Origin of the sequence: Streptomyces sp. NPDC059499, from assembly GCF_042749285.1 — a bacterium.
Lineage (GTDB): Bacteria > Actinomycetota > Actinomycetes > Streptomycetales > Streptomycetaceae > Streptomyces.
Genome location: NZ_JBHYTT010000020.1, coordinates 37,951 through 57,431 on the forward strand (window position 1 = coordinate 37,951; position 19,481 = coordinate 57,431).

Sequence of the window (19,481 nt, forward strand, 5' to 3'; positions counted from 1 at the left end):
CCGTGCGCACGCCCGCCCCCTCAGCCGGTCGCCGGTGGTTCGGCGAGCCTCACCGGAGTGGCGAGGTGCTCGCCCACCCGTTTCACCAGGCGCGCCATCTCGTAGGCCACGAGGCCGATGTCCGCGAAGGCCGTGCTCAGCACGGCGAGACAGGAGCCGTCGCCGGCCGCGGCGACGAACAGGAAGCCCTCGTCCATCTCGACCATCGTCTGGCGCACTCCCCCGGCCCGGAAGTGCCGGCCCGCCCCCTTCGCGAGGCTGTGGAAGCCCGACGCCACGGCCGCGAGGTGCTCGGCGTCCTCTCTGCTGAGGGCGCTGGACGCACCCACGGCCAGTCCGTCGTTGGACAGCACGACTGCGTGCCGGACCTCGCCGACCCGTGCGACGAGATCGTCCAGCAGCCAGTCGAGTTCGCCGGAGCCACGGGAAGCCGCCGCCCTCTCGTTCGCGATCATGCCTGGTCTCCTTCGGTGTACGGCCGGATACCGGATGCGGGTCCGGATGTGCTGCCGCCCGGTGCGGCCCCGCCGCCGCGGACCCATCCGTTGCGGTAGGCGGTCATGCGGTCGCGGGCCTGTTCGGGCGTGCGTTCGACCGGTGGCGTGGCCCCTCGGTCGCGCGGGTCTCCGCGCTCCGGGCGCGGCTTCTCCCGCAGTTGGGGTACGAGGCTGGCCTGCCGCACGCGGCGCGGCAGCTCGCCCTCCTCGTCCGAGGAACTGGCGGGACCCGGGACTCCCGAGAGACCCGTGGAACCCGAGGGTCCCGCGGAACCCGAGGAGCGCGCGCGCCGGTGCAGCGTGGTGACCGGCGCGGGTGCGGTCTTCGGCCCGGTGCGGGCCTCGACGGGCGTCCGCGGCTCGATCGCGGGCACAGCCACCGGGGCGGGGAACGCGCTGGGGCGTGGGGCCGCCGCCGGGTGTGGCCCTGACCCCTGTGTCCTGCTGTCGTCGCCGTCCCGGGCCACCGTCGCAGCGCTCCCGGAGTCGGGGCCCGCGGGAGCGGCCGACTGCCCTGCCGGCAGTCCGCCCTGGAGCAGCGTCGTCGGCAGCAGCACCACCGCGGTCGTGCCCCCGTACGGCGAGGTGCGCAGCTGGACCTTGATCTGGTGACGGGCGGAGAGCCTGCTCACCACGAAGAGGCCGAGCCTGTCGCTGTCGAAGAGGTCGAGAGCCTCCGACTGCTCGATGCGCCGGTTGGCCTCGCCGAGCAATTCCTTGCCCATGCCGAGCCCACGGTCCTCGATCTCCAGGGCGTACCCGTTGCCCACCGGTTCGCCGCTGATGCGCACCTTGGTGTGCGGCGGGGAGAACTGTGCCGCGTTCTCGACGAGTTCGGCCAGGAGGTGGGTGAGGTCGGCCACTGCGGCCCCCTTGACGCCCGCGTCCGGCAGCGCCCGCACCTCCACCCGTGAGTAGTCCTCGATCTCGGAGACGGCTGCACGTACGACATTGGTCAGCGGTACGGGCATCCGCCAGGCGCGCCCGGGTGCCGCCCCGGAGAGAATGATCAGGCTCTCCGCGTGCCGTCTCATCCGCGTCGTGAGGTGATCGAGCCGGAACAGGTCGCCCAGCTCGTTGGGATCGTCGGCACGGCGCTCCATGCCGTCGAGAAGGGTGAGCTGGCGGTGGACGAGAACCTGGCTGCGACGGGCGAGGTTGACGAAGACTCCGGAGATCCCGCTGGCGAGTTCGGCCCGTTCGACGGCGGCGCTGAGTGCGGCACGGTGAACGGTGTCGAGCGCTTCGCCCACCTGGCCGATCTCGTCGTGGGAAGGTCTGCCCGGCGGCGCCTCCGCCCGGATGTCCAGCTCCTCGCCGGCGCGCAGTCGCTCCATGGCGCGGGGCAGTTTGCGCCGGGCGATCTCCAGCGCGCTGTTGCGGAGGCTGACGAGCTCGACGACGAGTGCCCGGCCGATGCGCACGGAGATCATGAGTGAGGCGGCGGCGGCGAAGAACCCGAAGAGGACTGCCGCTCCGGCAGGACTGAACAGTGCGCGGGCGAGGGGGTCGGCGCGGTCGGCGGCGCGGTCGACCGCGCCGGTCTCGATGGAGCTCAGCTCCTCGCGCACAGCTGTCGCGTCGCGTTCCCATGCCGCGGCGGACACCGCCTGCGCGGCACGGCGGCCGGGCTCCGCCTGCAGCACCTTGTCCTCGGCTGCCGTGATCCTGCGATAGGCGTCGCCTTCGGTGAGGGCGCGCCAGGCACTTCGGCCGGTGGACGGCAGATCGGCCCCGGCCGTACTCGCGAGGCTCCTGCGGGTCGCCACCGCGCCGGTGAAGCTGCGCAGCTGCTCACCGTCGAGTGTTCCGGTGAGTCCGGCGGATGCCAGCAGCGCGTCCTCCCGCGCCAGCATCTCGCCGCTCCGCGCCAGTTCGAGCAGGATGCGGGCCTCGGACCCCAGCTCGGCGTCCTGGATCCCGGTCAGTGCGCCGGAGACACCGAACGCTGCGGTGATGGCCTCGGAGTACTGCGTGAATGCGGCGTCCGCGTCGGCACGCCGGTCGGCGGCCCGGTCCCGGGAACCGCCGGTGGGAGGGTCCAGGAGGCTGCTGCGCAGGGTGGGGAGTTGCCGGGTGTGCTCGAGGAAGGTGTTGAGCCGGCCCGCGACTCCCGCGGGGAGGTTGCCCGCGTCGGCGACAGTGTGCCGGTCGCCGAGGCGCAGCGCTCCGAGGGTGGCATCGGTGTGCTTCGCCTGCCGTTTCAGGTCGGCGGCGTGCCCGGTACCCGGGTCCACCGACTGGCGCAGTGCCGCCTCGCGTTCGGTCTGCAGGGCGGCGACGGCCGTCTGGACCGGTGCTCGTACGGTGCTGTCCACGCGTTGCAGTTCGCGCAGTCGGGCCACGTCCTGTGCGGTGGTGACGGTGGCGAAGCCCCACAGGGCGAGCAGCGAGACGACCGGGACCATCAGCAGGGAAATGACCTTGGCCCGCACGGTCCTGGGGCGCAGGGATGCCCGACGCGCCGGGGGATCGTCCGGCGACGGGGAACGCACCTCGTGGCCGGTGCGCTCGTCGGCCGGCCGGCCTGCGTGCGCGCGTCGTCCGCGCGGCGGTGGCGCGGGCCGTTCGGCGTGCGCACCGGGGTCCGGGGTCGTCGTGCGGGGTGGGCGCATGGCCTCCTCGTTCCAGGTGGGGAGCTGAATGCCCCGAGGGCTGTGTACGGCGGAATTCCGCGCCGTCCGGTCGCCGGGGCGGCGTTGCCGCCGCCCTGACGTCAGGGCGCCACGGCCGCCGGGGCCCGTTCGGCGGCGTCCTCCACGCGCTCGCGGGCCGCCGGTGAGAGCGCGACGAACGCCGAGGTGAGGAAGAGGTACGAGCCCAGGCCGACGGCGAGCGGGAAGATGAACTGCATCACGGTCGCTCCTGAGAGCTCCGATCCCGACGGCGCGACCCTGACTCCGACGGCCAGCATTCCGGTGTAGTGCATGCTGCTGACTGCCGCGCCCATGACGAGGGACGCGAGTGCGACGGCCCCCGGCGTCCTGATGTTCAGTGCCGCCCAGAGCGCCGCTGTCGCGGCGACGACGGCGATCGTCACCGAGAGCGCCACGAGCAGCGGGTCGTACGCGACGGTGCCGTGCAGTCTCAGGGCGGCCATGCCGAGGTAGTGCATGCTGGCCACCCCCAGCCCGGTCGTGAGGCCGCCGACGAGGAGCGCACGCGAGCGGTCGCGGCTGTAGCCGACCACGAAGACCCCGGCCCCGACCACCACCATGGCGACCAGCAGGCTGAGCAGGGTGAGCGGAACGTCGTAGCGGATGTCGGTGCCGGTGACGCCGAAGCCGAGCATGGCGACGAAGTGCATCGTCCAGATGCCCGTCCCGATGGCGGACGCGGCGGTGAAGAGCCAGTTGCGGCGCGAACGGCCGCTGGTGGCGAGCGCGCGCACGGTGCAGCGGAGCCCGAGTGCGGCGCCGATCGATGCCATCGCGTACGACAGCGCGGGTGTCAGCCAGCCGAAGGTGGCGTGGTCCAGGTGTCCCATGAATCGGGGAGGCTAGCCCGCTCAGGGGCGCATGCCAGGGGCGCATTTCGAAAGCTGCTGAAATATGACAGAGAGATGTTCCCGAACGATCAGCCCAGGTTCGAACGTGCGCACCGATCCGTGCCGTTTCGCTCGGATACGGACTACGCGATCATGTCTGTATGGCCGACGACCACACACATGTCCAGGACTTCTTCTCGGTCCGAGCTGCGGACTGGGACAGCCGGTTCCCCGATGACGGCCCCGCGTACGCCGCCGCCGTCGGCGCCGTCGGGCTTCGCCCCGGCGACGCCGTTCTCGACGCGGGCTGCGGTACGGGGCGCGCGCTGCCGTACCTGCGGGACGCGGTGGGACCCGGCGGCACGGTGCTCGGCGCCGACCTCACACCCGCCATGCTGGCCGCGGCGGTACGGGCGGGGCGGGACGCCGGTGGCGCCCTGCTCGTGGCAGATGCGGCACGACTGCCCGTGCGCGGCGCAGCGCTCGACGCGGTGTTCGCGGCCGGCCTGATCTCCCATCTCACCCATCCCGAAGGGGGACTGCGCGAGCTGGCACGCGTGGTGCGCCCCGGTGGCAGGCTGGCCCTGTTCCATCCGATCGGCCGGGCCGCGCTGGCCGCGCGGCACGGCCGCAGCATCTCGGACGACGATCTGCGGGCGGAGCCGCGTCTCGGTCCCCTGCTGGCACACGCGGGGTGGAGGCTGGACTCGTACACCGACGAGGACGACCGCTACCTGGTACTCGCCGTACGCGCGCACTGAGCGTCCGCGCCTCACACGGGACGCTCGGCGACGGCCCGCACCAGCGCGTCCGGGCGGTCGAACATGAGGACGTGTCCCGCCCTCGGGACGGTCTCCACCCGTACGCCGGAGGCCAACAGCTCCTCCCTGCCGGCGAGTTCACCGCTCAGCTCGCCCTGCAGGAACACACGCTCGGCCGGCGACTCCATCAGCATCCGGCGCATGGTCGGGTCGGTACCGCGCACCAGGCCGGTCGCCGTGCGGTGCAGGGCGACCGGGTCGGCGAGCCGCATGGTCGCGGCCCAGGCCGGACCCACCCGCGCCAGCACGCGGGCGAAGCCGCCGCCGTGCACGAACTCCTCCTCCGACAGTCCGGCGATACCGCTGCTCCCCGCCGTGACGGGCGGGTACGGATCGAGGTTGGCCTCGGTGAGGACCAGCCGCCGGACCAGCTCGGGACGCCGGTGCGCGAGGACGATCGCCACCGCGCCGCCCATGCTGTGGCCGACGAGGTCCGCGCCGCGCACTCCCGCGCCGTCGAGCGCGGCGGCCAGCGCGTCCGCGTGGTCCTCCAGCGTGTAGCCGAAATCCTGGGGCCGGTCGCTGATGCCGTGCCCGGGAAGGTCGACGAGGAGTGAGCGGCGCCCGGAAAGCGCCGGGTCGGCCGCGATGTGCGCGTGATAGACGGAGGACATCGCTCCGAGCCCGTGCACGTACACCGCGGCCGCACCGTCGGACGTCCCGCCCGACTCGGTCCACCGGACAACACTGCCCCTCTGGTCGAACTTCGCCTCGCGCACAGGCCCACTCCCTCATTCGTCGACTTCCCACTTCGCCGGGAGCATACATCGTCGCCGAAGTATACCGGCAGCGATGTACCACGTGGATGAGGCAGAATGCGGACATGCTGGAGCTCGCCATCCTCGGATTCCTGTACGACACCCCCCTGCACGGCTACGAACTGCGCAAACGCATCACGGCCCTGACCGGACATGTGCGGCCGGTCGCGGAAAGCACGCTGTATCCGGCCATCAAGCGGCTGGAGAAGGGCGGCCTGCTCGCCCGGGAGACGCAGCCGGGCAGCACGGCCGCGCCCCGTCACGTCCTGACACTGACCGAGGCGGGCAGAACGGAGCTGCGGCACCGTCTGGCGGAGCCCGCCAGGGGCGACATCACCGACGAGAACCGCTGGTTCACGCTTCTGGCGTTCCTGCGCCATCTGCCGGATCCGTCGGCCCAGGCCGACGTGCTCCGGCGGCGGCTGGCCTTCCTGGAGGAACCCGCGAGCTTCTTCTACTCCGGGGACCGGCCGCTGCGCGCCGAGGAACTGGACGACCCGTTCCGCCGGGGAATCCTCACGATCGCCCGGGCCACCAGTGAGACCGAGCTGAGATGGCTCCGTGCCACCCTCGACTCACTCGACAGGCGTGTCTGAGGGCCGACCGTGCGGGGCCGGGCACCCGCGGACGCCCGGAGTGGGGAACGTCCCGAGCCCGGCGACCTCGTACCCGTTCGGATAGCCCTTGATCTCGGGGTTCTGACGGGCGTAGTGCGCGGTGGAGCGGGGCGGCAGGAGCCGTACAGCTCGGGCCCTCAGGCGCAGCGCGCCGCGGGTCAGCCCCCGGGCGACGGGGCCGGGGCGTGCGTAGCGGAAGGTCCGCAGGAGCGAATCGTCGAGCAGGGCGAGCGCGGCCTTGCGCGCGACGGGTGCCAGCGGGCCCGGGTACCAGGAGCCCATGAGGGCCAGCGTCGCGTCGGAGACCGAGCGTGCGCCCTCGTCCCAGGCAAAGTGCTCCTCCTCGTAGGCGTCCAGGGTGCGCTCGAAGTCCTCGTACGTCTGCGGCACGTCCTTGATGCCCAGGTGCGTACCGAGGGTGCGGTAGTAGACGGCGAAGGCGCGCAGCTCGTGGTCGGACAGCCTGCGCCAGCCGTAGGTGTCGAGCCACCGCTTCGGGGTGACCACGAAGGTGCACAGGACATAACGCATGTCGTCGTCGCTGATGTCGTAGCTGCGGTGCATCCCGTTGATCCGCCGGATCGCCGTGCGTCCTGTCTCGCTGTCGAAGCCGTGCTCCACGACGGAGTCGAGGAGAAGCGCGGTGTCGTCGTACCGCTTCTGTGAACGTTCCGTCAGTTCCCCTGTCTCCGCGAGGAGTCGGCCGATGCTGGGGACGGCGTAGGTGCGGTACAGGGCGAGTTCGAGTGCGCGGGTGATGTCCCAGGGGAATTCGTACGTCACGGTGAGTCGGTAGATCTCGAGGAAGTCCCGCTCCGGGTCGAGACGCTGGATCTCCTTGAGCCGTTCGAACCGCTTCACCCTGGCTGTCCCCTCGTCGGCAGGAGACACAAGCCTATGCGGGCCGGGCGGACGGGCACCATGGCGCGAGGGGTGCTCCGGCGTGCCGGAGCCGCTGCTGGCACCACCCCTCCAGCGGGCAAGATCCCTTGTCAGGGCCTCGACGGCAGGGTTACCGAGTAGTTAAGGTGCGCCGACGGACGAAGCTGTGAGGAAAGAGGAGGGTGCTGTGGCCGGGACCGACGAGGCGGTCGCCGACGACGACGCACTGTTTGTGCTGACCGCGGTACTGCTGACCCCCGCGCAGTTCCCGAGCGTGCTCGGCGACGACTACGTGGCCGCGTGCGGCGCACTCGGCCTCGAACCGTACGCCGAGGGATACGGTCTGGTGCTCGGCCAGGACGGCGGAGGCGCCCGTTGGACGGTCGTCGTCGACGATGTCTCCCTGGTCGCCGTCGCCATCGCTTCCTGGGACTGCGGCATGGAGTACGACCTGTCCCCGGACGACCGCTCGGTGGTGTGCGCACTGCCGGGCTGGCCGCTGGCCCTGGCGGTCGCGGCGCCCGGCGTTCCCGCGCCGCACGACCCGCTGCCGGACCCGGAGGCCGAGGGGACCGACCCGGCACCCCTGGCACCGCCGGACACCGAGACGTGGGGAGCCGCCCAGCGTCGGCTCGGCGCGGACGAGATCGCCCTGCAGTGGGCCGCGTGGCGCGAGCAGATCGACGACGACACCACGTTCAGCAGGCCCGACGACAAGGCGCCGGTGAACGGGGAAGCGTCGACGGAGCAGCCGTCGGAGGGTGGGCAGGGCGACGCCGCCGAAGGCAACGGCTCCCGGCAGCACCCCGGCGTTCGCCGGGCGCTCGCAGAGGCCCTCGCATACGTCACGACCCCGCCCCCGCCCGGCCGGATACGCTCCGCGTTCGCCCCCGGCGGGGCCCGCATGCTGCGCGTCGACGGCCCGGGCTGGTCACTGGTCGCCAGAACCGACGACATCGCTTTCGTCCTGCTGGACGAGGAGCCGGGCGAGGTCCTCCCGGTCGGCCGCGGCCCCGAACTGCCGGGGCTACTGAAGTCGCTGGACGAGCTGGCGGTCCGGCCGGCCTGAGCCCCGGGGCCGCCACGGGTGTCCGGCAGCCACGGGCCCGCCCTGCGGGCGCGGCGGACACCCTGCGGACCCGGGACCCCGAGCGGGCCGGAGAGAGGTCCTAGACCCGCTCCAGCGGCCGGTGCGGCTCGGCGGGCAGCTCGGTCTTGACCGGGTCACCGGGCCGCACGACTCCGCCGGCTCTCACGATGCCCATGATCCCGGCCTTCCGGACGATGCCGCCGTCCTCGTCCCTCCCGACGACCCGCTTGAGCAGTCCGTCCTGGAAGTGGTCGATCTGGAGGCACGGATTGCGCAGGCCCGTCACCTCGACGACGGCCTCGTCGCCGAGGTGGAGCAGCGTGCCCGCGGGAAGGGCGAGAAGGTCGATGCCATGGGTGGTGACGTTCTCGCCGAGGTCGCCGGGCGCAACGTCGAATCCCGCCTCCCGCAGCTCGGCGAACAGCTCCTGATGGATCAGGTGGACCTGGCGCAGGTTGGGCTGCGTCGGGTCCTGTGCGACTCGCGACCGGTGTTTGACCGTGACACCGGCGTGGACGTCACCCTCCACGCCGAGCCCGGGCAGCAGCGTGACGCTGTCCCGGTTCGGTTTGGTGAACGAGTACTCGCCGTTGCTGCTGACGGCCACCACTGTGCTGTTCAGCGCCCTATCTCCTTGCGGCTGATCCTGCGGAGCCTGCGCCTCTGGGCCGGATCGAGCATCAGGTAGCCCACCGTGGGCACCCCGATGAGGACCAGCAGTGACCACCAGAATCCGATGAACGGAATCAGGATGACTGCCGCGACGACTCCCCCGATGGCGATCTTTGCACCGTTCGACATGATCCATGCCTCCTCCGCGGCCGGAGCCGCTCCTGGTGTGAGAACGCCTGCGACCGCCCATCGGTTCCAGCAGGCCGCCCCCGGTCTAGCGCAGCGGCTCGCCGACCTCGTGCATGTGCTCCAGGGCCTGCCGGTAGGACTCGATGAGGCCGGTCTCCGCGTACGGCATCCCGATCTCGCCGCAGTGGGCCCTGACCAGCGGCTGCGCCAGGCGCAGGTGGGGGCGGGGCATGCTCGGGAAGAGGTGGTGCTCGATCTGGTAGTTCAGGCCGCCGAGGAACCAGTCGGTGAGGACGGCGCCGCGGACGTTGCGTGAGGTGAGGACCTGGCGCTGCAGGTGGCCCCAGCGGTCACCGTCCGGGTCGGGCATCTCCATGCCCTTGTGGTTCGGCGCGAAGGCCATGCCCAGGTGGAGGCCGAAGAGCGCGTGGTGCACGAGGGCGAAGACGACGGCCTTGCCCGGCGACATCGTGGTGAGCAGCAGCGTCGCGTACAGCGCGAGGTGGCCGGCCAGCAGCACACCGGCGAGCGCGCGCTCGCGGACGGGCTGGCGGCGCAGGAACTGGAAGCCGTAGATCTTGAGGGCGATGCCCTCGAGGAGCAGCATCGGGAAGAAGAGCCGCGCCTGGTTGCGGGTGAGCCAGCGGGCGAAGCCCTCGCGCTGCGCCGCCTGCTTCTGCGTCCACACCAGGGCGCCGACCCCGACGTCGGGGTCCTTGTCGATGTGGTTGGGATTGGCGTGGTGGCGTACGTGCTTGTCGTTCCACCAGGCCTCGTTCATGCCGAGGAGCAGGTTGGCGTGGATCAGCCCGACACTGCGGCTCGCCTTGCGGTTCCCCGATATCTGCGCGTGGCCGGCGTCGTGCCCGAAGAAGGCGGTACGTGTCCACAGGATGGCCAGCGGAAGGGCGAGGAACAGGGTCCACCAGGTGTCACCGAGGAACACCATGCCGGTGATGACGCCCCCGAGGGCGACCAGGTTGGCGGTGATGCCCGCCGCGTACCAGCCGGTGCGGCGCTCCAGGAGTCCCTGGCTCTTCACGGCCTTCAGGAGCGGTGCGAAATCACTGCCGGAGGCCTGGGAAGCTCCCGGGCCCTCCGATCCGTCACGGGTGTGCTGCGCAACGGTGGCTACCGCCTGGGGCATGACGTCTCCGGTTTCTGGGCATCTACGCTGACCTCGTCAAACGTACGGATGGCGGGCCTGCGGCTGCCATGGCGTCACCACCCGGGAAGTACGGGGGCCAGCCCCCTCCCCCCGTGGTGGTGCCGACTGCACCCCAAGCTTCAGAAGGCAGAAATGAGTGAGGTGGATCACTGTGCATTTCTCCCGGAAGGGGCCGTGGATGGAGTACCCTCGGCGACCCCGGGCTCACTAGTCAAATTTGAGGAATCTGACATCGCTGTGCACAGGCTCCCTGCGGCAACAACACATGACGAGATCGTTGAACTGTCCCGCTGCTCCGCAGTCTTCCTCCCCGCGGATCCGGCCCGTACCGGCCTGATCGCGTTCTGGAACCCGGACGGTAGCACCCCTCCCGGTGGACCAGGGAGTTCGACGGAGCTGACAGTCCTCGCTAGCGACGCCCGCCCGTGCACCGTGCAGGCGTTGGCCGTGCCGGTACGTGACGCCCTTCCCGTTCTCACACGGGCACGCGCGAGCGCGCACGCCTCCGCTGCGACGGCGTTCTGGGGCGCCGCCGGGATGCTCGCCCTTCAACTCGTCGCGCGCGGGCTGCTCCTGCCGGGGCTGAGTCCCGGTGACAACGACGCCTGGCGCGCGGGCCCGCTGACCGCCGAGGACCTGGAACGGATCAGGGTCCTGGCGGCTTCCATGCCGCCCACCGCTCACGCGGTACCGCTCGACGCGGCAGCGGATCCGCTCATGCTCCCCGAACCCGAGCCGCTGCTGCGCTCGTTCCTCGATGCCGTCGCCGACGGAATGCCTCGCACCCCGGCCGCCGAACTCGTCACGGGCGGGCCCGCGTTCGCGTCCCGGACCGTCCAGCACCTGCCCGGCCTGCGGCCGTGGGCGGCCGATGTCGCCGCCGGGAACGACGCGGGTGTCCGGCTCTCGCTGCGTATCGAGGTGCTGGGGCTCTCCGGGACTGACGACCCGGCAGACGGCGGGGGCGCACGGCCGTCCTTCCGTGCCGTCCTGCAGATCCACAGCGTCCAGGATCCCGCCCTGGTCGCCGACGCGGCCGACGTATGGGCCGGCCGCTCCCCCGCCGCCTCGTTGTTCGGCCCGCGCGCCCGCATGGACGCCCTGCTGGCCCTGCGCCGCGCCGCCCGCGCCTGGCCTCCGCTGACACCGCTGCTGTCGGCCGCCGTGCCGGACGTGGTCGAGCCGGCCGACGAGGAGATCGCGGAGCTGCTCGGCCCCGCCGCCCGCGCCCTCGCCGCGACGGGAGTTCAGGTGCACTGGCCCAAGGAGCTCGCCAGGAAGCTCACGGCCCGCGCGGTGATCGGCCCCTCGGGCACGTCCGGCCGGGACGACGGGGAGGGCGGGGCCGACCGCCCCGCGAGGACGGAATCGGACACGCCCTCGCTCATGTCAGCCGACGCGCTGCTCTCGTTCGACTGGCGGTTCGCACTCGGGGACCGGAAGCTGAGCCGCCAGGAGCTCGACCGGCTCGCCGAGGCCGGCAGACCCCTGGTCAGGCTGCGCGACCAGTGGGTCCTCATCGACCCGGAGGAGGCCCGGCGCGCCCGGGAGGCCCAGGACCGCAAGGTCACGCCCATCGACGCACTGGGTGCCGTACTGACGGGAACCGCCGACATCGGCGGACGACGTGTGCAGGTTTCGGCGACGGGCTGGCTCGAGGAACTGCGTGAGCGGCTCGCCGACCCGGAGTCGCGGGCCATGCAGACGGTCGGTCAGCCGAAGGCACTCGCCGCGAACCTGCGTGACTACCAGCTGCGCGGCCTGAACTGGCTGCACACCATGACGTCGCTCGGCCTCGGCGGTTGTCTCGCCGACGACATGGGTCTCGGCAAGACCATCACCCTCATCGCCCTGCATCTGCACCGGCAGGGCATCGGGAGCACGGCCGGGCCGACCCTCGTGGTGTGCCCGACCTCCCTGATGGGCAACTGGCAGCGGGAGATCGAGAAGTTCGCCCCGGGCACGCCGGTACGCCGCTTCCACGGCGCGGCGCGTTCCCTGGAGGACGTGGCGGACGGCGAGTTCGTCCTCACCACGTACGGCACGATGCGCCTCGACGCGGCACGGCTCGCGCAGGCGTCGTGGGGCATGGTCGTCGCCGACGAGGCCCAGCACGTGAAGAACCCGCACTCGGCAACGGCCAAGCAGTTGCGGACCATCGGTGCCGGAGCGCGCGTCGCGCTCACCGGTACCCCTGTCGAGAACAACCTCTCCGAGTTGTGGGCGATCCTCGACTGGACGACCCCCGGGCTGCTGGGCAGGCTCGGTACGTTCCGTACCCGGTACGCGGGCGTGGTCGAGGGCGGCAACGACCCTGCCGCCGGCGAGCGGCTGGCGGCGTTGGTACGTCCGTTCCTGCTGCGGCGCCGCAAGTCCGACCCGGGCATCGCCCCGGAGCTCCCGCCGAAGACGGAGACCGACCGCGCGGTGTCACTGACGGCGGAACAGACCGGTCTGTACGAAGCGGTGGTGCGGGAGACCCTCGCCGAGATCTCCGGCGCCGACGGCTTCGCACGCCGCGGACTCGTCGTGAAACTGCTGACAGCGCTCAAGCAGATCTGCAACCACCCGGCGCAGTACCTCAAGGAGGAGCAGCCCCGGATCGCGGACCGTTCGGGCAAGGTGGAACTGCTGGACGAACTGCTCGACACGATTCTGTCCGAGGGCGCGAGCGTTTTGGTGTTCACGCAGTACGTACAGATGGCGCGGCTGCTCGAACAGCATCTGGCCGCTCGCGGGGTCCCCACCCAGTTCCTGCACGGTGGTACGCCCGTCGCCGCGCGGGAGGCCATGGTGAACCGGTTCCAGGAGGGCGGCGCCCCGGTGTTCCTGCTGTCGCTCAAGGCGGCGGGTACGGGGCTCAACCTCACCCGGGCCGGCCACGTGGTGCACTTCGACCGCTGGTGGAATCCGGCCGTGGAGGCGCAGGCCACCGACCGCGCGTACCGGATCGGCCAGACCCAGCCGGTGCAGGTGCACCGGCTGATCGCCGAGGGAACCATCGAGGACCGGATCGCCGACATGCTCGTCCGCAAGCAGAAGCTGGCCGACGCCGTCCTCGGCGGGGGCGAGGCGGCTCTGACGGAACTGACCGATGCCGAACTGGCCGACCTGGTCGAGCTGCGAGGGGGCGCACGATGAACGACAGCTACGGACCGGAGCGTACGTTTGCGGCCCTCCCGCCCGCACACGGCAGGGGATTCGCGTCGTCCTGGTGGGGACAGGCGTGGCTGAAGGCTCTGGAGGACACGGCGCTCGACGGGCAGCAGCTCAAGAAGGGCCGCAGCCTGGCCCGCGAGGGCAGGGTCGGCGCGGTCTCGGTCCGGCCGGGCCGGATCACCGCGGTCGTTCAGGACCGCGACGCGACCGCGTACCGAAGTGATGTACTCCTCCAGCAGCTGAGCGAGGCGGAGTGGGACCGCTTCCTCGACATGGCGTCCGAGCGGTCCGGGCACATCGCGGCGCTGCTGGACCGTGAGATGCCCCCTCACCTGGTGGAGGACGCGGCGGCAGCCGGGGTCGAGCTGCTGCCGGGGATCGGCGACCTGGAGCCCGAGTGCAGTTGCGAGGCGTGGGACCACTGTCCGCACACGGGAGCCCTGTGCTACCAGGTGGCGCGGCTCCTGGACCAGGACCCGTTCGTACTGCTGCTGCTGCGGGGACGTGACGAACGGCGGCTGCTCGACGAGCTCCAGGTGCGCAGCGCCGCACGTGCGGTCCGTGAGGCCGACGGTGCGGATCCGGAGCCGGACCCCCAGCCGGGTCAGGCTCTCCAGCGCGGCGTCCGGGCCGACGAGGCGTTCGCGGCACGGGACATCCTGCCGCCCCTGCCCCCTCCCCCGCCGCTCCCGGCCGAACCCGGTCCGCCCTTGTCGCTGGACTCGGAGACGGACCCCGTGGCGGGCGTCGATCCGGCCTCTCTGGAGGTGCTGGCGGCGGACAGCGCGGCACGGGCCTTCGCGATGCTGGCGGACGCCCTCGCCGAGGGCCACGACCGGCAGCCCGTGGCAGGCGGGCTGACGCCGGAACAGGACGCGGTGCGGCTGGCCGCCGTGACCCGGCCGGACGAGCAGATTGCCGCCCGCCTCGCCTCGGCTTCCGGACGGCAGCGGGGGGACCTGGACGCCGCTGTGCGGGCCTGGCAGTACGGCGGGACGGCCGCGCTGGCGGTGTTCGACGAGGAGTGGCTGCCCGGCCCCGAGGAGCTGGCGCGGGCCCGCGCCCAGCTGGCCGCCGCGTGGGAGGAGGGCGAGGGCCCGCGGTTGAGCGCCGCGAACAACCGGTGGACCGCGGCGGGTTCCGGTGCGCAGTTGCGGTACGGGCGGGACGGGCGCTGGTGGCCGTACCGCAAGGAGCGGGGCAGGTGGCTTCCGGCCGGGCCGGCGGACGACGATCCGGCGGGCGCGCTGGCCGGGGCACTGTCCGACGCCTGAGCGGCCGTCCCGTTCCTCACCTGCTGTCCCCACGTTCAACTCGATGTCACCAGGCGTTGAGCGTGGGGGCAGAGCCTGACGACCGACCGAGCGTCAGTCCACCAGGAGGCCCCATGTCCGCGCGCGTTGTCCGTCGTTCCCTGTCTGTCGGGCTGCCGCTCGCCCTGCTCTCCACGGTCTGTGTCGCGGCGACCGCGGCCGGTACGCAGGCAGGCCCCGGATCCGGTGGCCGCCCCGAGCGCACGGCACGGGTCATCGGCAGTGCGGTGCTCGGCGATGTGCCGCTGGCCGGGTTCAGCAACGGTCTGTTGCCGGGTACGGTCGCCGACGACCGGGACGTGATGCTGGGCGGGATCGGCAGCGACCTCTTCCCGACGGGCCGCAGGGGCGAGTTCTGGACGGTGACGGACCGCGGTCCGAACGGTCAGATCAAGGTCGACGGCAAGAAGCGGCGCACCTTCCCCGTGCCGGGCTTCGACCCCGCGATCGTCAGGATCCGCGTCGAGGGCAAGCGGATCGAGGTGCTGGACTCCCTGCCGTTGACGACGCGTTCCGGCAACGCGGTGACGGGTCTGGCGAACCAGGCGAGCCGCGACGAGGCCCCGTACACGTTCGACGCGCAGACCCCGCTCGCGTACAACCCGAACGGGCTGGACACCGAGGGCATCGTCCGTGCGGCGGACGGTTCGTTCTGGCTGGTCGACGAGTACGGTCCGTCGCTGGTCCATGTCTCCTCCCGCGGCCGTGTCCTGACGCGTTACGTACCGCAGGGCCTGCGGCTCGAGGGCGCGGACTACCGCGTCGTCGAGGCACTGCCCGGCGTGCTGCTGCACCGCAAGATCAACCGCGGTTTCGAGGGTCTGGCGCTGCTGCCCGGCGGCGACCTCGTGCTCGCGGTGCAGAGCCCCCTCTCGCTTCCGGACCAGGACGCGGGCGAGGCGTCCCGCAACGTGCGGTTCCTGCGCTTCTCGACCAAGAAGCAGAAGGTGACGGCGGAGTACGCCTACCGTTTCGACCCGGTCGAGGTCGTCGACCCGGGCGAGGACGACACGTCCGAGCTGAAGATCTCCTCGGTCGTCGCGATCGGCCGCGACAGTCTGCTGGTGGAGGAGCGCACCGACAGGTCGGCCCGGCTGCACAGGGTGACGCTGCCCGCCGGTTCCGGCATCCTGGGCTCGGTGTGGGACGATCCGGCCACCTCGCCCGCGTACGAGGAGCTCGACGATCCCTCCGCGTCCGGGGTACGGGTGCTGCGCAAGAGCCTGGTCGTCGACCTCGGCACGGTCGCAGGCGTGCCCGGCAAGATCGAGGGGGTGGCGGTCACGGGCCGCGACACCCTCGCACTCATCAACGACAACGACTTCGGGATGACGGACGGCGCTGAGGCCTTCGACGCGAACGGCCGGTTGGTGGACAGCGGCATCGAGACCTCGGTGACCCTGCTCGAGCTGCCGCGGCCACTGACCGGTTGATCCTGCGCGACACACCGGCACCGGGCGCAGCCGTCGTTCCACGAGGGCTGCGCCCGGTGCCGTTCGCGTGCGTGGGCGCGTCCGCTCGTCCACGGGATGCCGCCCTCTTCCTTCGTCCGTATCGCAGCCCTTGGGTGAGGCGGCCGGTTACCCTGCCGTACATCGGACGGCCCGTCACGGACTACGGACGTCTCCCGAACAGGAGTGTCGATGCGCCGCAGAAGGATTCTCCAGAGTGCAGCCGTCACAGCCGCCGCGGCCCTCTTGCCGGCATCGGTCCGAGCAGCCGCCGTCCCCACCGGCGACACGGACTATCCGTCGGCCCACTGGGCTCCGGCCTCCCCTTCCAACTACACGGCGTCGAACCGGCCTTCGGCCTACCCGGTCGACTTCGTCGTCATCCATGTCGCTCAGGAAACCTTCACCGACACCATCGGCATCTTCCGGAATCCGGCCAAGAAGGTCTCGGCGCACTACGTGGTGCGCTCGGGGGACGGATACGTCGCCCAGTGCGTACGCGAGGACGACATCGCCTGGCACGCGGGGAACTGGGACCACAACACCCGCAGCATCGGCATCGAGCACGAGGGCTGGGTGGATCAGCCCGCGTACTTCACGCATTCCATGTACGAGCAGTCGGCCAGGCTCACGGCGAACATCTGCGACCGCTACGGTCTGGCCAAGGACCGCGCGCACATCATCGGTCACCACGAGGTCCCGGGCAGCGACCACACCGACCCCGGCGTCAACTGGGACTGGGTGCGCTACATACGGCTCGTCAACCTGCTGTGACCCCACCGGGCCCGCCGACGGGGTCACACCTGCTCAGCCGTGCCTCAGCCGCCCGGGTCCCGGTCCGTCTCCCGATTCCGTACCGGGGCGGGAGCACCTGTGGCACTGTCCGGCCGGTCCTCCCCCGGAGCCGCCTCCTCGCCGCCCGTCTCGCCACCCGGCACCATCGCTCCACCGCGCAGGCGTTCCAGGTCCGAGGTGCGTACCTGAATGACGAACAGGGCGATCAGTGCGGCGACGACGGCCATGACAGCGGCGACGACGAACGCGCTGGAGACTCCTGAGGCCAGCACCTCGTTGCCCCAAGGGGCCGGGAGTTCTCCCGTCCTGCGGAACTCCAGCTGCTGGGCCGGCGTCGACTCGGCCAGGAAGCTCGGCACCTGGTCGGTGGCCTCGTTGCGGCTGGCCGTACCGAAGACCGTGACCAGGATGGACAGCCCCAGCGAACCGCCCACCTGCTGGGTTGCGTTGAGGACGCCGGACGCGGCTCCCGCCTCCCGCGGGGCGACTCCGGAGACGGCCATCAGCGTCAGCGAAACGAACTGCATGCCCATGCCGAAGCCGAAGACCAGCATCGGGCCCAGGATGCTCCCCAGGTAGCTGCTGTGGATGTCGGTGAACGTCAGCCAGCCAAGTCCCAGTGCCGCCAGGATCGCACCCACCACCATGAAGGGCTTCGGCCCCCATTTGGGCAGCAGCTGCGAGGCGATCCCCGCACTGATGGCGATGACCACGCTGATGGGGAGGAAGGCGAGTCCCGCCTGCAGCGGACTGAAGTCCAGGATGTTCTGCACGAAGAGCGTCAGGAAGAAGAACATGCCGAACATCGCCGCCGCCAGGCTCAGCATCATTCCGTAGGTGCCGGCCCGATTGCGGTCGCGGAACATCTTCAAGGGGGTGATGGGCTGCTTCGACCGGCTCTCGACGGTGAGGAACAGGCCCAGGAACACCAGGGCCGCGAGGAACGAACCGATGGTCAGGCTGTCGCTCCAGCCGTCCTCCGAGGCACGGATGAAGCCGTAGACGAGGAGCACCATTCCGATGGTGGAGGTGAGCGCGCCGAGGACGTCGAAGTGACCCGGATGGCGTTCGGACTCCCTGATGTAGCGGGGCGTCGCAAGGGCGATCAGCAGCCCGATGGGCACATTGACGAAGAAGACCCATCGCCAGTCGAGCCACTCCACCAGGATGCCGCCCGCCAGCAGCCCGATCGCACTGCCGCCCGCGGAGACCGCGGCGAACACACCGAACGCCCTGTTCCGTTCGGGACCCTCGCGGAAGGTCGTGGTGATGAGGGAGAGGGCGGTCGGGGAGGCGATCGCGCCGCCGACGCCCTGCAGCGCACGTGCTGCGAGCAACTGCCAGGAATCCTGGGAGAGTCCACCGAGCAGCGAGGCGAACACGAAGAGGAGGACGCCGAAGATGAAGACTCTCCGGCGTCCGAGGATGTCGCCCAGCCGGCCGCCGAGCAGGAGCAGCCCGCCGAAGGTCAGCGTGTAGGCGTTGATGACCCAGGAGAGGCTCTCGGTCGAGAAGCCCAGCGAGGTCTGGATGTGCGGAAGTGCGATGTTGACGATGGTGATGTCGAGAACCACCATCAGCTGGCACGAGGCGATGACGAACAGCGCCATCCCCTTGCCGCGGCCCCGCTCCGGGGATTCGGCAAGTGTCGAGGTCTTCGCCGGTGATTCCGTCATAGCCGTACTGCGATTCAAGCTGTTCGGGCGATGAGTGAACGGAAACGTTCACCAATCGACCGTAGGCCGAACGGGCGTTCCTCGCCAATCGAACCCACCGGCCCCTCTCGGCTGCCGTCGGACAGGCTGCGCGGACCCCGCCGGACATGGCGGGATCCGCGCGATGTCCCACCGGACAGGGGGATCCGGCGGGACAGGCGTGCGTCAGACGAAGTTCACGTCACTGCACAGGAAGTACGTCTGGTCCATGTGCGAGGCCTGCCAGATCGTGTAGACCACGTGCCGGCCACTGAGGCCGGAGGTGCTCACCGGGATCTCGTAGTTCTGGCTGGGGCCGTAGCTGCCAGTCTCCGCCACCAGCTGGAGGTCGCCCCACGTCAGCGACTGGGCGGCGGGGTCGAAGCCCTGTTCGGTGACGTAGACCTTGAAGTAGTCGGCGCCGTGGCTGGCCTGGTCGTACAGCTTCACGGTGAAGTCGCTGCCGATGTCCGTGGTCTTCCAGGCACCCACCGTGTCGAGCGAGTTGTAGCGGCCGCTCTCGGTCCGGCCGCCGCTGCACAGCTGCCCGTCGGGCACCACTGCCGGGAAGTTGCCGGCGGAGCCGTTGCGGTACAGCCCGTTCCAGTTCCACATGGCGTTCGGGTCCGCCTGCCACGCCTGCCAGCACATGGGGTCTTCCTGCGCCATGGCGGGGTTCTGGAAGTCGCTGCCCCAGCGCAGCCAGCAACCGTAGTTGCGGGAGGCCGGGTCTATCACGGAGCCGTGGGCGTTCGCCGTCCCGGTCCAGGGGAGCAGGCAGAGCAGCGCGGCAACGAACACGCCGCCCAGGCGAAGCACCCAGGAGCCTAACTTGAAGTGATCATGACAATTCATGCTCGATCTCCACCTTCGGGAGTGGGGGGACACACCGGCGTGGGAGCGCTCCCGCGCCACTTGGGCTGTGCCCGGCCGCGCACGGTTCAAACC

At 71.1% G+C, this 19,481-nt stretch carries 17 protein-coding genes; 7 read left to right on the plus strand and 10 right to left on the minus strand.

Annotation, left to right across the window (positions count from 1 at the left end):
- Positions 1 to 20: 20 nt before the first annotated feature.
- From ACFW9O_RS32280 to ACFW9O_RS32290, 3 genes are all read right to left on the minus strand, one after another.
- A complete protein-coding gene (locus ACFW9O_RS32280; RefSeq protein WP_329204346.1) occupies positions 21 to 455 on the minus strand; it encodes a roadblock/LC7 domain-containing protein in 435 nt (144 codons plus the stop codon).
- Entirely contained in the window at positions 452 to 3,112 is a 2,661-nt protein-coding gene (locus tag ACFW9O_RS32285) for a nitrate- and nitrite sensing domain-containing protein (protein ID WP_384614272.1), read from the minus strand. The genes ACFW9O_RS32280 and ACFW9O_RS32285 overlap by 4 nt, the downstream gene beginning before the upstream one ends.
- A 101-nt stretch (positions 3,113 to 3,213) precedes the next feature.
- Positions 3,214 to 3,984 carry an MHYT domain-containing protein gene (locus tag ACFW9O_RS32290; protein ID WP_351180096.1) on the minus strand — a complete coding sequence of 257 codons (771 nt, stop codon included), beginning with the start codon at positions 3,982 to 3,984 and terminating at the stop codon, positions 3,214 to 3,216.
- Between the two features lie 161 nt (positions 3,985 to 4,145).
- On the opposite strand from ACFW9O_RS32290, the gene ACFW9O_RS32295 reads away from it, so the two are divergent.
- Positions 4,146 to 4,745 (plus strand): class I SAM-dependent methyltransferase, encoded by a 600-nt coding sequence (locus ACFW9O_RS32295; RefSeq protein ID WP_384614274.1) that lies wholly within the window; start codon positions 4,146 to 4,148, stop codon positions 4,743 to 4,745.
- Between the two features lie 11 nt (positions 4,746 to 4,756).
- Here ACFW9O_RS32295 and ACFW9O_RS32300 read toward each other — a convergent pair whose 3' ends face one another.
- The gene (locus ACFW9O_RS32300; protein ID WP_384614276.1) at positions 4,757 to 5,524 is read right to left on the minus strand and encodes an alpha/beta fold hydrolase; all 768 of its coding nucleotides are present in this window, start codon (positions 5,522 to 5,524) and stop codon (positions 4,757 to 4,759) included.
- A 104-nt stretch (positions 5,525 to 5,628) separates the two neighbouring features.
- Here ACFW9O_RS32300 and ACFW9O_RS32305 point away from each other — a divergent pair, with 104 nt between their 5' ends.
- A complete protein-coding gene (locus ACFW9O_RS32305) occupies positions 5,629 to 6,159 on the plus strand; it encodes a PadR family transcriptional regulator (RefSeq protein WP_384614278.1) in 531 nt (176 codons plus the stop codon).
- On the opposite strand, the gene ACFW9O_RS32310 is transcribed toward ACFW9O_RS32305, so the two are convergent.
- A complete protein-coding gene (locus tag ACFW9O_RS32310) occupies positions 6,139 to 7,041 on the minus strand; it encodes an oxygenase MpaB family protein (RefSeq protein WP_384614280.1) in 903 nt (300 codons plus the stop codon). The two genes, ACFW9O_RS32305 and ACFW9O_RS32310, sit on opposite strands and share 21 nt — an antisense overlap.
- A 208-nt stretch (positions 7,042 to 7,249) precedes the next feature.
- Here ACFW9O_RS32310 and ACFW9O_RS32315 point away from each other — a divergent pair, with 208 nt between their 5' ends.
- On the plus strand, positions 7,250 to 8,131 hold the full coding sequence (locus ACFW9O_RS32315) for a hypothetical protein (RefSeq protein ID WP_384614282.1): 882 nt from the start codon (positions 7,250 to 7,252) through the stop codon (positions 8,129 to 8,131).
- Between the two features lie 100 nt (positions 8,132 to 8,231).
- Here the strand turns inward: ACFW9O_RS32315 and ACFW9O_RS32320 are convergent, their stop codons facing one another.
- The 3 genes from ACFW9O_RS32320 to ACFW9O_RS32330 all read right to left on the minus strand — a co-directional run bounded on the left by ACFW9O_RS32320 (position 8,232) and on the right by ACFW9O_RS32330 (position 10,100).
- Positions 8,232 to 8,762 carry an MOSC domain-containing protein gene (locus ACFW9O_RS32320; RefSeq protein WP_384614283.1) on the minus strand — a complete coding sequence of 177 codons (531 nt, stop codon included), beginning with the start codon at positions 8,760 to 8,762 and terminating at the stop codon, positions 8,232 to 8,234.
- Between the two features lie 8 nt (positions 8,763 to 8,770).
- Entirely contained in the window at positions 8,771 to 8,953 is a 183-nt protein-coding gene (locus ACFW9O_RS32325) for a hypothetical protein (protein WP_329204354.1), read from the minus strand.
- 85 nt (positions 8,954 to 9,038) lie between these two features.
- Complete coding sequence (locus tag ACFW9O_RS32330; RefSeq protein ID WP_384614285.1) at positions 9,039 to 10,100, minus strand: fatty acid desaturase family protein; 1,062 nt, start codon at positions 10,098 to 10,100, stop codon at positions 9,039 to 9,041.
- A gap of 258 nt (positions 10,101 to 10,358) precedes the next feature.
- On the opposite strand from ACFW9O_RS32330, the gene ACFW9O_RS32335 reads away from it, so the two are divergent.
- The 4 genes from ACFW9O_RS32335 to ACFW9O_RS32350 all read left to right on the plus strand — a co-directional run bounded on the left by ACFW9O_RS32335 (position 10,359) and on the right by ACFW9O_RS32350 (position 16,818).
- Positions 10,359 to 13,262 carry a DEAD/DEAH box helicase gene (locus ACFW9O_RS32335; RefSeq protein WP_384614287.1) on the plus strand — a complete coding sequence of 968 codons (2,904 nt, stop codon included), beginning with the start codon at positions 10,359 to 10,361 and terminating at the stop codon, positions 13,260 to 13,262.
- Positions 13,259 to 14,554 (plus strand): SWF or SNF family helicase, encoded by a 1,296-nt coding sequence (locus tag ACFW9O_RS32340; RefSeq protein ID WP_384614288.1) that lies wholly within the window; start codon positions 13,259 to 13,261, stop codon positions 14,552 to 14,554. The genes ACFW9O_RS32335 and ACFW9O_RS32340 overlap by 4 nt, the downstream gene beginning before the upstream one ends.
- A 113-nt stretch (positions 14,555 to 14,667) precedes the next feature.
- On the plus strand, positions 14,668 to 16,026 hold the full coding sequence (locus ACFW9O_RS32345; protein WP_384614289.1) for an esterase-like activity of phytase family protein: 1,359 nt from the start codon (positions 14,668 to 14,670) through the stop codon (positions 16,024 to 16,026).
- Between the two features lie 210 nt (positions 16,027 to 16,236).
- Complete coding sequence (locus tag ACFW9O_RS32350) at positions 16,237 to 16,818, plus strand: N-acetylmuramoyl-L-alanine amidase (protein ID WP_384614291.1); 582 nt, start codon at positions 16,237 to 16,239, stop codon at positions 16,816 to 16,818.
- Positions 16,819 to 16,862: 44 nt separating this feature from the next.
- Here ACFW9O_RS32350 and ACFW9O_RS32355 read toward each other — a convergent pair whose 3' ends face one another.
- Positions 16,863 to 18,515 carry an MFS transporter gene (locus ACFW9O_RS32355; RefSeq protein WP_384614292.1) on the minus strand — a complete coding sequence of 551 codons (1,653 nt, stop codon included), beginning with the start codon at positions 18,513 to 18,515 and terminating at the stop codon, positions 16,863 to 16,865.
- Between the two features lie 204 nt (positions 18,516 to 18,719).
- Positions 18,720 to 19,388, minus strand: coding sequence for a lytic polysaccharide monooxygenase (locus tag ACFW9O_RS32360; protein WP_384614294.1), 669 nt, complete (start codon positions 19,386 to 19,388; stop codon positions 18,720 to 18,722).
- Positions 19,389 to 19,481: the final 93 nt, after the last annotated feature.

Bases quoted from the DNA above. Each gene is read 5' to 3' on its own strand.
- ACFW9O_RS32345 (WP_384614289.1), top strand. From the start codon at position 14,668: ATGTCCGCGCGCGTTGTCCGTCGTTCCCTGTCTGTCGGGCTGCCGCTC.
- ACFW9O_RS32325 (WP_329204354.1), bottom strand. From the start codon at position 8,953: ATGTCGAACGGTGCAAAGATCGCCATCGGGGGAGTCGTCGCGGCAGTC.
- ACFW9O_RS32305 (WP_384614278.1), top strand. From the start codon at position 5,629: ATGCTGGAGCTCGCCATCCTCGGATTCCTGTACGACACCCCCCTGCAC.
- ACFW9O_RS32350 (WP_384614291.1), top strand. From the start codon at position 16,237: ATGCGCCGCAGAAGGATTCTCCAGAGTGCAGCCGTCACAGCCGCCGCG.
- ACFW9O_RS32290 (WP_351180096.1), bottom strand. From the start codon at position 3,984: ATGGGACACCTGGACCACGCCACCTTCGGCTGGCTGACACCCGCGCTG.
- ACFW9O_RS32280 (WP_329204346.1), bottom strand. From the start codon at position 455: ATGATCGCGAACGAGAGGGCGGCGGCTTCCCGTGGCTCCGGCGAACTC.
- ACFW9O_RS32285 (WP_384614272.1), bottom strand. From the start codon at position 3,112: ATGCGCCCACCCCGCACGACGACCCCGGACCCCGGTGCGCACGCCGAA.
- ACFW9O_RS32330 (WP_384614285.1), bottom strand. From the start codon at position 10,100: ATGCCCCAGGCGGTAGCCACCGTTGCGCAGCACACCCGTGACGGATCG.
- ACFW9O_RS32340 (WP_384614288.1), top strand. From the start codon at position 13,259: ATGAACGACAGCTACGGACCGGAGCGTACGTTTGCGGCCCTCCCGCCC.
- ACFW9O_RS32360 (WP_384614294.1), bottom strand. From the start codon at position 19,388: ATGAATTGTCATGATCACTTCAAGTTAGGCTCCTGGGTGCTTCGCCTG.
- ACFW9O_RS32355 (WP_384614292.1), bottom strand. From the start codon at position 18,515: ATGACGGAATCACCGGCGAAGACCTCGACACTTGCCGAATCCCCGGAG.
- ACFW9O_RS32295 (WP_384614274.1), top strand. From the start codon at position 4,146: ATGGCCGACGACCACACACATGTCCAGGACTTCTTCTCGGTCCGAGCT.